This is a genomic window from Pseudomonas sp. 05T35 (genome assembly GCF_056396605.1).
This window is the reverse complement of record NZ_JBFTLU010000196.1, coordinates 1-9,967: the sequence shown is the minus strand read 5'-3', so window position 1 is coordinate 9,967 and position 9,967 is coordinate 1. Positions and strand designations below refer to the sequence as shown.

Below are 9,967 nucleotides of genomic sequence, written 5' to 3'. Positions count from 1 at the left end.
ATCCCGTGCTCTACCAACTGAGCTACGCCCACCATATCGCGCTACTTGTGCCAAAGCTGCCTAATGGCGCACCCGGCAGGACTCGAACCTGCGACCATCCGCTTAGAAGGCGGATGCTCTATCCAGCTGAGCTACGGGCGCCTTATTAGCTGTACCCTTGAAGGACTACAAACTAAGTGCTTTTCAGTCTTGCAGAACCGTAATTCCACTTGACCTTCTCAACCAGTGCTAGGCTGTGCCCGACAAGTGCGACGAATAGTATAGGCCGCCCCGAAGACCGTCAAATCCTTTTTGAAAAAAATTCATTTAATTAAAGGGCTTAGGGGAATTTGCAGACCAAGCGCCTTTGCCCTCACGTTCTGACATGCGAGAATGCGTTCTCTTTTCTTCCCCCTCTCGATGGTTAATCACGCGCAATGACTGCACAACTAATCGACGGCAAATCGATCGCCGCCAGCCTGCGCCAGCAGATCGCCAAACGTGTCGCCGAGCGTCGCCAGCAAGGTCTGCGCACGCCAGGCCTCGCGGTGATCCTGGTCGGCAGCGATCCCGCCTCTCAGGTTTATGTCTCGCACAAGCGTAAAGACTGTGAAGAGGTCGGCTTCCTCTCCCAAGCCTATGACCTGCCCTCCGACACCACCCAGCAGGCCCTGACCGAACTGATCGACCGCCTTAATGACGATCCGAACATCGACGGCGTGCTGCTGCAACTGCCTCTGCCCGAGCACCTGGACGCGTCCAAACTGCTGGAGCGCATTCGTCCGGACAAAGACGTGGATGGTTTCCATCCTTATAACGTCGGCCGCCTGGCACAACGCATCCCTCTGCTGCGCCCGTGCACCCCTAAAGGCATCATGACCTTGCTGGAAAGCACCGGTGCCGATCTCTACGGGATGGATGCAGTGGTTGTTGGTGCCTCCAATATCGTCGGTCGTCCGATGGCGATGGAATTGCTGCTGGCCGGTTGCACCGTAACCGTGACCCACCGTTTCACCAAGGATCTGGCCGGCCACGTCGGTCGCGCCGACCTGGTTGTAGTCGCCGCAGGCAAACCTGGCCTGGTCAAAGGTGAATGGATCAAGGAAGGCGCCATCGTCATCGACGTCGGCATCAACCGCCAGGAAGACGGCAAGCTGGTAGGCGATGTGGTTTATGAAACCGCCCTGCCCGCTACAGCAGGCGTGTAGCGCTTTCCTGTCTCATACTCATAACATGTTTTTTGAGTTTCGCAGCGCACCCCAAAGTGGAAAACCTCAGCATTTACTGGGGTTTTACCACTCTGGACCACACAAGAAACACCTACAAAACGCATGCATTGGTACAAAAATTGGTACGAGCCCCCCCCCTCTCGGCGTCCTGCCGACCGTACATCCCCCAAATGCCTACAGCTCGTCGCCACACCCTCGCCCGACCATCACATCTCGATTACTGTGCATCCAAACAGTACACCGTAAAGGCGCCTACCGTGGATCCCCTCGACATCGAAGCTAGCGACTGACAGGGCTCAAAAAAAAGGCCCCACATAGTGCGGGGCCTCCTTCATTACCCAGCTCGTAAATTAAAGCGATTGCAAAGCAATACTCGCGCTTTGAGAGTCCTGCGGACTGTCGGCGTCCATCCACACATACTGCGTACCATCACCTTGCATATTGTAGGAAACACTCTGGATTTGCGTAGCCGTGATGGTGACGGCACCTGGCTGCGAAGCTGTAGGCCCAATGCTGGTGACTTGGCCTGAGAGCAAGCCGTTCGAGGTTTCATTGACCACGAACACGGTGGCCTTGGCCTCGCGGAACTGACACGAAATGAATTGGGTAATCTTGCTGGCGATCGTCAGGTTCATCCATTTCGATGGTGGTACCGCGTAATAACGGGTGTACTTGCTGAACGGATACTGTTCACCGTTGGCTTGCAGCGGATTGTTGCTCAGGCCACTGGTATTGGTCGGCATACTGGTACTACCCAACCAGGCTTCGACCTGAGCGATGCCGCTGTTGGTGCCCAGTGAAATCGAGATGGTTTGAGTGTCAGTACCCGAGACAAAACGTATCACCCGCTTTGAGGGTAATACGTTGTCCGCCGTTCCAGTTAATCGCAGCTGTTGCTATAGCGAAGCTTTCCATGTGGATGCCCTTTCCTTGGTTGATCATCAATAGGTTTAACGCGCAGTGACAGCTCCACTTCCGCTACGCGTGGATAGGAGGCTAGCCTCCCTTTCTATTCCCGTTTGTTAATATCTAGATTCATTGGCTATAACCAGAAAGAGCCTAAAAGCGTTCCAAGCAGGCCATTTTGAATCATTCAAAAAAGAGAGTTTTTCAGGGGCAGGCCAAAGCCTTTCGCCAGGAGAAATGTCCGACATTCGCGACCGGTGGTGCTTACGCCAGAGCTGGCTCGGGAATGGCTGGACCTGACCACATCAAAGGAATACGCCGAACAGATGGTGCTGCTCCAGGGCGAACCGGCCGGAGCCTTCGAATGGTTCAAGGTCAGCCCCGGCGTGGGCAATGTGCGCAACCAGAGCCAGAGTCTGATCAAACCGATCAGCGAACCATTTCTCTGACGAATGCCTGACACGCAGCCAGCGCGATCAATCCCCGGTCACCATCGTCGGTGATGCCGATAATTCGTTGAGCATGCGCCGGGTCAAGTCGGGCGCGCGCTCCTCCATGAACCACGCCGCCGGCGCCGGTAGCGGCTGGCACTGCGCAACCACTGGCTGAATCCGCTGCGTCGATGAGGACTGACAGCCGTAGATCGGAAGTAGCAAGACGATCGCGCAGGCGAGCCTGGTCTTTTTGAGCATTGGTCAAAGCCTCGTAGTGAGTTTGGTCGCTGRCCGCCAGGCGCTGCTCGAGCGCGAGGCGTTTGTCTTGTTCGGTGCGCTGCTGGGCTGCAGCGGCCAGGGTCAGCTGATTCAGCGTCTCGCCGTGGAGCCTCGCCTGTTCTGCCAACTGCCGGCCGTAGCGCCAGTCCTGTAGTTGCCAGGTCAGCGCCGCCGCGCCGCCGGTCACAATGGCCAGCACTGCGACGACACCGCCCAGCTTCCACGCCGCGGCATTCACATCAGAGCCCTGCGCACGCCTTCCACCAGCACCCCGTCTGGATAAGCAAACCCGGCGTTTTCGTGGTGGATGATGGCTTTTACGAAGCCCTGCATCACCACTGGTCTGGCCAGATCGATCTCGGCGCCAGGCCAGGTGCCGGTATTCGCCTCGATGGCGCGCACGTAAGCACCGGTATCGTTCTCGATGCTCGGCGCCCAGCGGCCAATGATCGCCTTCACCGTCTTCAGTCCGTGCTTGCGTTGGTAGGTCAGCAAGGTTTTACCCAGGGCACGGATACCGTTCTCGGCCGTGTCGAAGCGGGCGAACCGCTTCTCGATCGCCGGATCTGGCGCGAGCTGGCCCTGCCATTGGTTAGCCGGGCTGTAGTCAATGTTTCCGGGGTTTCGGTTGCGCACGCCGCGCGTCTCGGTGATGGCCATGCTTTTCTCCAGGCATAAAAAAACCCGCTCAAGGCGGGTATCGGTGTTCGGTTGGGTATCAGGCTTCGGTGACAGGTGCGTCGGTCATTACCGGCATCTCTACCGCTGGCGCATCCGGTACCAGGATGTGCAACGTGATCATGTGCTTCAGGTCGTAGGGCTGGCCGTCCTTGGAGACCGTCACCGTTAGCAGGTCGTCTGCGAAGTCAATCTCCACATCGGCCCGGCTGTCCATCTGGTTCACCGTGTAGCCCCAGCCATCGTTGATCGGCGGAAACGGCACCAAGCCCAGGCTGCCGGTCACGCAGTACACGCCAGCCGATTTCCGATAGGAGCCCACCTCATGCGAGCCATTTGAGGCCAGGTCGTATATCTCGCCCGTGGCGCCCAGTACGTTGATTGCTGCTCTTGCCATGTTCAGATCGCCTTCAATGTGCCATCGGCGGCACGGGTGGTGTTACCGGTGTGATAGATCTCCTGGAGCGGCGTAGCGTTGTCGCCATAGATCGATTGAAACTTGATCGTCCCGCTACTGCCACTAGTCCCATAGGGCCACGCGATAATCAGCCGGTTGAAGCCAGCCCCAAAGCGAATGGTTTGCTTGTAGTAGTAGCCCGTTCCACCAGTAGGCGCACCCGGCGAGCCCGGGCCGTACAGATTTGAGTCAAAGCCAGGGGAGGCATCCGCCATCCAGCTTTTGCTGGCGTCCGCGGTCTGCGCCCAACCCAAGTCTTCCGCTTTAGCCAGTCCACCTATGGTGCGGCCAGCGTTGAGCGTAGCCGCCGACCCGAGCCCAAGCCCGGCACGTGCCGCTGCCTGGGTTTTGCCACCCGTCCCGCCTTTCTCCACAGGCACCACGTTCTCAGTCGACACGGAGCCGAGGCCGGCCAGTGTCGAGCCCCACTGCTGAATGATGCTCTGCGCCTGATCGGCAAGCTGCTTCACGTACCCCTGAATCGGGGCCACCGTATAGCTCGCACCGGCGGCTGTAGGGCCGGCATATGCCGGGAAAATTGCCAGTACCGTTGCGCTGGCGACGTTGGTCACTTCGTGCAGCGCGCCATTCGGGCCGATGAATGCATCGCCCACCCGGCTGTTCGACGCGAAGTCGGTGCCCACGCCAGTCACGCTCGTTGAGCCATTTGTTACGGTCACTTTTCCATCTCTGTACCAGGGCATAGAGTTTTCCTTAATTTAAGCAATAAAAAACCCGCACTGGGCGGGCCTCACTAATTGTAATTCTGTATTAGCCGAGCTTGGCAAACATGGCGGGCAACCAGAATGCATAGGGATTGGAGAAGGCTATAGTAACAACGTACAAAGCCTTGTTCGGAAAGTCCCACCACGTATACAGAGCACGCCCAACATTATCCGCACTATTCATCCTCATCACGAATGAGTTAGCTAAAAGATATTCATTTTCAGGAAAATCAAACGGCACCGTATAAAAGTTAATGTATTCGCCTTGATCCCCGCGCTCAGTTTTAACGTAGGTCCAATTCTGAAAAGCCCGAGTAAACAATAGATTAGGGGTTCCCGAATCGAAAATAGGGGTGCCTGCCGATGAGAACAGCCTTAACCCATAATTAGCTGTAGGCTGCGCGCTAAATGAAGCGACTATATATCGCCCATTTGGAAAAAAACCTACCTGATTATACATACCAGTCACAAAACCGGTCCAATTACCAGGGCTGCCCCGTACAGCTCCGGCAGCCCCCATTTTCAACAATCCCCCTACGGTGTCCGGCCTGATGAAAATCATAGGCTGCTCGGCGGTTGTAATTGGACTTGGAAATGTAACAAGTGACATATAATTACCCGGACCATAGTTTGGCGCATAGCGCCCACTGTATATGACACACAACCTGGAATACTCAGAATCCAGAACAACAACATTGTCGTTGTTTGAAAAACTCAACCCATATGTCATTAACGAAACCTCACGACAAACAGGCGCATAGTCCCATCCGTGACCGAGCTAGCGTCGAATGTTCGCGTATAGTTGTAAACGCGCGCGACACCATCAAGCATTTCAGTCTCAAACTGGCGCTGATTGTTTGATACAGGACCGCTGGGAACCACAAACGCAATTGCGTTACCGGGATTACACCCCGGCACCGTGAAGCTCTGAATTTCCTTCGCCCAAGTAAATGTCACAAGCACTGATAAAACGAGTCTGACAGTGAACGAGTTTTCATCCAGCTGAAGCGCACCATCGCTACCCCATATCCGTAATCCGTGAGTCATGCGTCAAGATCCCCCAGTTGCACCCTTTTCACATTGTTTTGGTCATAGACCTTGATGGCTCTGTTGGTCATCGTCAGTCGTCCACCGCCTGGCGCTGAGCCGTTGAACTCCAAATTTCCGGCCTTATCCAGGCGCCAGCCCAGCGTGCCGGGAATGTAGTTGTCCGATTGCAGCGCCTGGCCAATTTTCAGCATCGAGATACTGCCGTCCTGGATGAACGCATCCCGAATAAACGTCTGCCCACCCGACACCGCGAACGGCGAAACAGGCGTGCCATTGGCCAGGTTCAGCAACATGAAGGTGTCGGCCCTGACAACAAACTGGGACGAAACTCCGGTGGGATCAACCTGAAGACCCAGCCCGAACGACGCGGCGTACTGCTGGCCGCCGGCAGTGGTCTCCATCTTCACCGACCACAGCGTCGATAACTTACCCTCGACGGTTGCCTGCGCCTGGGACACGGTCTGCACCGCAGCGGAGTTGCCGTTGATCGATGCCTGCAGCTGCTCCGAACGTTCAACTTGAGCCATATCCGCCGTGGCCCGTGCGCGGGTTTCCTGCGCAAACAGCGCCGTGCTCTGCCAGTCCTTGACGACCCCAGACAGTGCCCCGTCGCCGGTGTCGTCCCTGCCGATCGTGTACACAGCGCGTACGGTGCTCTTCACACCGGCAACCGCCTCATCAGTTGCCGCTTGGGCCGTCTCGACCTGCTGAATATCAGCCGCATTGCCATCGACGCCGGCCTTCAGTTGATCCAGGCGTTCGGCCGTGGCCAGCTTGTCCGTGGCGACCACAGATTCCAGCGAGCGGATGCCCGCCTTGTTCTCGCCCACCGCCGCATCCAGTGCCGTGGTGCGCTCGACCTGCGCCAGATTGTCGGCCGCCTGGACCTTCACCTGCTGCGCAAACGAGGCGCTAACATCCCAGTCGTTGAGCGCCCCGGCCAGCGATGCCGATCCATCGTCAGCTCGGTACGCCGCCCGCAGCGACTGCAAGGCTGTGGCCGAAGCGGTGACCTTGCCGTCCACCTCGGTGATCTTGGTGGTATTGAGTGCCACCTGTTCGGCCAGCGCGTTGGCGGATTGCAGCAGGGTTCCGACATCCGTCCAGTAGTTGGCATTCGGTGGCGTTGCATCCACCGGTATTGCATCGATGGCCTGGTACAGGTGCTGGCCCTGCCGAACGATCTCGCCGGCGACATACGTCTTGGCCGGGTCATATGCCAAAGCGTCGGTGACCAGGTCAATCAGCTCTGTCAGTTCCGCCTTGGCCTGATCCAGGCGGTCATTCACCGACCCCGGACCACTACCATCGATCAATTCGATACGGTCGAGCAGATGCTTGCCCAGCTCCGACTCGGTGAGTTTGCCGACCAGCATGTCCAGCACCGGCGCAGCATCCGAACTGGCCTGCCCCATCACCCCGTTGCCGACCGGATAGAACGGCCCAATGTTGCCGGTCCGATCGATCAGGCGCGCCCAGAAGAACAACGTCGCACCCGCCTTCAGGCTCTGCATCGAGTAGTCGCTTTGCGGGTACGCCAGATCCGCCAGCTTGGTCGCAGCCTCCAGATTGTTGGTCGGCCCATACCAGAGTTCCGTGCGCTGGGTATCCTCGGCACCCGCGGGGAAGCCCCACTTGAGGCCGATGCCGAATAGCAGGCTGGTGGTGTTCAGGTACGACACCGCCGGCGGCAGGCCCTCCTTGCCCTTGAGCTGTGTCAGGTTCGAGCTCTTCCAGATCGACGAGATGTCGAAGGCACTCACCGCGCGCACCCGGGCCAGATAAGCACCCGCGTAAATGCCGGACACATCGACGCTGGTTGCACCTGTGCGCTGCACCTTGATCCAGTTGCCGCTGTCCTTGCGCCATTCCACGTCATAGGTGACGGCGCCGGTCACAGCCGGCCACGAGATGTTCATGGTGCTGATCGCGATGCCTTGATCTACCGAGTAGTTCGAAGACAAAGTAACGCTGGCCGGCGGCGGCACGACGGTGATCGGAATCACACTGATCGGCCGCTCTTCCAGGCGCGCGCCGGTGTCGATGTGCGCGAACTTACTCGGGTCGTACTGGACGGCCGAGATTTCGAAGACGCCTGGTTCTGGCCGAGAGACGCTGGTCACCCGGTACAGCGGAATGGCCAGGTCGTCGGCATCCAGCGCCCATACCAACTGCGGCTCCGGCGCTACCGAATACGCGACCGTCACAGTCACCTTCCGGCCGCTGACTAGTTGCACCGTCCGCCCCTCGCACTTGCCATTCGGCAGGTTGAGAATCAGTCGGTCACCGGCCTTGGCCTGGGTATCGCGATCCAGGGTGATGACCCGACCGGACACCGCCGAGATCCGCCCACCGACAGCGCGGCCCGCCAGTAGCTCGTCCGCCACGGGGATGACGTAGCCAGGCAGCGGGATGCGGCCGTCGAGACCAACCTTGAACGAGATACCGCGGTCCTTGGAATTTGTCAGCAGCGCCCACTTGCCGCGGCGCTGCGCTTCCGACTCCCGGGTGCAGCCGATCGCACTGATCTCCAGCGGGTTATCACCGTAACGCCGCTGCAGCTTGGCATCGGTCACCGCGGTGACGTCCGTATCGTAGTTGTTCGCCGGGTTGTCGTAGCTGATCAGGGCGCGGCTGTACCGGGTGCGCTCAGAGGCACTGGAGTAGGTAAACTTGCCGTCGATAACATTGGCCCGGGTATAGGCGAAGTCGAAGTCGGTCGCGCGCGGCATGTCGGACAGCGTGAAGACTTGGCCTTGAGCCCAATAGGTCATGCCCCGGTAGATCGCCGAGATGTCACGCAGCAACGACCAGGCGTCAGCCTTGCTCTGCAGGTTCAAGTTGCAGATGAAGCGCGGTTCCTGGCCACCCTTCCCGTCCGGCACCAGTTGGTCGCAGTACTGGGCGATCCGGTACAGCTCCCACTTGTCCACCTGCCAGGGTTTGATGCGTCGGCCGAGGCCGAAGCGGTCGTTGACGGTAATGCCGTAGGTCGCCCAGGCTGGGTTATCCGTCCAGGCCAGTTTGAAAGTGCCGTCCCAGATCCCGGTGTAGCTTCGGGTCTCCGGGTCGTAGTTGCTCGGCACCTGAAACTTGCGCAGCTTGCAGTCGATCGTCACAGCCGGGATGTTGCGAAACTGCTCGGCCGAAAACTCGATATAGAGCAGCGCGGTGTTTGGGTACCGCAGCTTCGCGTCGATTACCTCGGTGAAGCCGGCGATGCTCATGGTGTCGGCGATCTTGTTGTTGTTCTGGTTCGGCGTGACGCGCGTCACGCGGATCAGCCAGCCGCTGGTGGCCGCCGGCAGATCGAGCCGACGCGTGCGTTCGTAATTGCTGGTCGTCTTGCCGTCGACCGCCTCGCTCAGCACCTGCTGATAAGCGCCACCATCGGTGGCCAACTCGACCTTGTACTCGATCCGGTAGCCGTTGACGTTGCCGCTCGAATCAATGGACTGCAACATGGGCCAGGCAAAACGCAGGCGCACCGCCGAGAGTTCAGTGTTGCTAATCGCGCGCACCCACGGCGTGCCGCTGCGCAACTCGATGCCGAGGGTGGTTTCGTTCTCGACCGAGGGGATACCCTGGATGYAATCCTGCTCGACCGAGCCGCTGCGAAACTCCCACTTCACGTTTGGGAAGTTCATGTTGCCCTGCGGGTCTTGCAGCGGCGTGTTATCCAGATAGATGTCCTGCGCCGTTGGCTGGCCGGCGAACTCGCCCTCACCGACGGCGATCAGGATTTTGGCCATCGCCACCGAACGCAGACTGTCGGGAGCTTCGGTTGGCATCTTGGGTTTGTCCGATCCGCCCTTGGCGCCGTAGATGTCGAGCTGTTGTGCTGCGCCCATGCTTTTCTCCAGGCAAAAAAATACCGCCTCTTGGGCGGTTGCGGTGTGTGGTGGTTTGGCTACATCTGGTCTTCGGCGTAGATCGCGGCACTGATGATCGCACCGCCCACTCGGCGTTTGCCGATGCAGAGCGGTACCGGGTTGCCGGATGCGGTGGTGTTCTTGGCGCTGCCGAAGGCGTAGCCAGGGGTGTTCTCGGGGGCGGCGCTGGTCTTTAGGCCTTTCGCTTGGGGGCTGAGCATTTGGATTACACCGCCAGCGGTCATTGCGACGCCACCACTGAGCAAGGCGGAAGACGTTGCCAAGGCCGCCGGTGTACCGGTCATTGCGACGCCACCACTGAGCAAGGCGGAAGACGTTGCCAAGGCCGCCGGTGTAC

9 protein-coding genes, 1 tRNA gene and 2 pseudogenes are annotated in these 9,967 nt (G+C 58.8%); 2 read left to right on the top strand and 10 right to left on the bottom strand.

The window, feature by feature from the left end:
* Window positions 1-64 precede the first annotated feature (64 nt).
* Window positions 65-141 (bottom strand) — tRNA-Arg (locus AC1DH9_RS16215).
* 275 nt (window positions 142-416) lie between these two features.
* On the opposite strand from AC1DH9_RS16215, the pseudogene folD reads away from it, so the two are divergent.
* Window positions 417-1,163 (top strand): annotated as a pseudogene (folD, locus tag AC1DH9_RS16210) (bifunctional methylenetetrahydrofolate dehydrogenase/methenyltetrahydrofolate cyclohydrolase FolD); the annotation flags it as partial.
* Window positions 1,164-1,558: 395 nt separating this feature from the next.
* On the opposite strand, the gene AC1DH9_RS16205 reads toward folD, so the two are convergent.
* On the bottom strand, window positions 1,559-1,951 hold the full coding sequence (locus AC1DH9_RS16205) for a hypothetical protein (RefSeq protein WP_477808419.1): 393 nt from the start codon (window positions 1,949-1,951) through the stop codon (window positions 1,559-1,561).
* Window positions 1,952-2,362: 411 nt separating this feature from the next.
* Here AC1DH9_RS16205 and AC1DH9_RS16200 point away from each other — a divergent pair.
* Window positions 2,363-2,563, top strand: a pseudogene (locus AC1DH9_RS16200) (DUF159 family protein); the annotation flags it as partial.
* On the opposite strand, the gene AC1DH9_RS16195 reads toward AC1DH9_RS16200, so the two are convergent.
* From AC1DH9_RS16195 to AC1DH9_RS16160, 8 genes are all read right to left on the bottom strand, one after another.
* Complete coding sequence (locus tag AC1DH9_RS16195) at window positions 2,544-3,065, bottom strand: lysis protein (RefSeq protein WP_477808418.1); 522 nt, start codon at window positions 3,063-3,065, stop codon at window positions 2,544-2,546. The pseudogene AC1DH9_RS16200 and the gene AC1DH9_RS16195 overlap by 20 nt on opposite strands.
* Window positions 3,062-3,487 carry a structural protein gene (locus AC1DH9_RS16190; protein ID WP_477806133.1) on the bottom strand — a complete coding sequence of 142 codons (426 nt, stop codon included), beginning with the start codon at window positions 3,485-3,487 and terminating at the stop codon, window positions 3,062-3,064. Before AC1DH9_RS16190 ends, AC1DH9_RS16195 begins: the two co-directional genes overlap by 4 nt.
* 58 nt (window positions 3,488-3,545) lie before the next feature.
* Window positions 3,546-3,902: a hypothetical protein gene (locus AC1DH9_RS16185; protein ID WP_477806132.1), complete on the bottom strand. Its 357-nt coding sequence runs from the start codon at window positions 3,900-3,902 to the stop codon at window positions 3,546-3,548.
* Window positions 3,903-3,904: 2 nt separating this feature from the next.
* Window positions 3,905-4,606 (bottom strand): hypothetical protein, encoded by a 702-nt coding sequence (locus AC1DH9_RS16180; RefSeq protein WP_477806131.1) that lies wholly within the window; start codon window positions 4,604-4,606, stop codon window positions 3,905-3,907.
* A gap of 127 nt (window positions 4,607-4,733) precedes the next feature.
* Window positions 4,734-5,417, bottom strand: coding sequence for a hypothetical protein (locus AC1DH9_RS16175; RefSeq protein ID WP_477806130.1), 684 nt, complete (start codon window positions 5,415-5,417; stop codon window positions 4,734-4,736).
* Entirely contained in the window at window positions 5,417-5,734 is a 318-nt protein-coding gene (locus AC1DH9_RS16170) for a hypothetical protein (RefSeq protein ID WP_477806129.1), read from the bottom strand. The genes AC1DH9_RS16175 and AC1DH9_RS16170 overlap by 1 nt, the downstream gene beginning before the upstream one ends.
* The gene (locus AC1DH9_RS16165; RefSeq protein ID WP_477808417.1) at window positions 5,731-9,588 is read right to left on the bottom strand and encodes a TipJ family phage tail tip protein; all 3,858 of its coding nucleotides are present in this window, start codon (window positions 9,586-9,588) and stop codon (window positions 5,731-5,733) included. Before AC1DH9_RS16165 ends, AC1DH9_RS16170 begins: the two co-directional genes overlap by 4 nt.
* 59 nt (window positions 9,589-9,647) lie before the next feature.
* The coding region (locus AC1DH9_RS16160; protein ID WP_477808416.1) for a tail assembly protein at window positions 9,648-9,967 on the bottom strand (320 nt) is incomplete at its 5' end.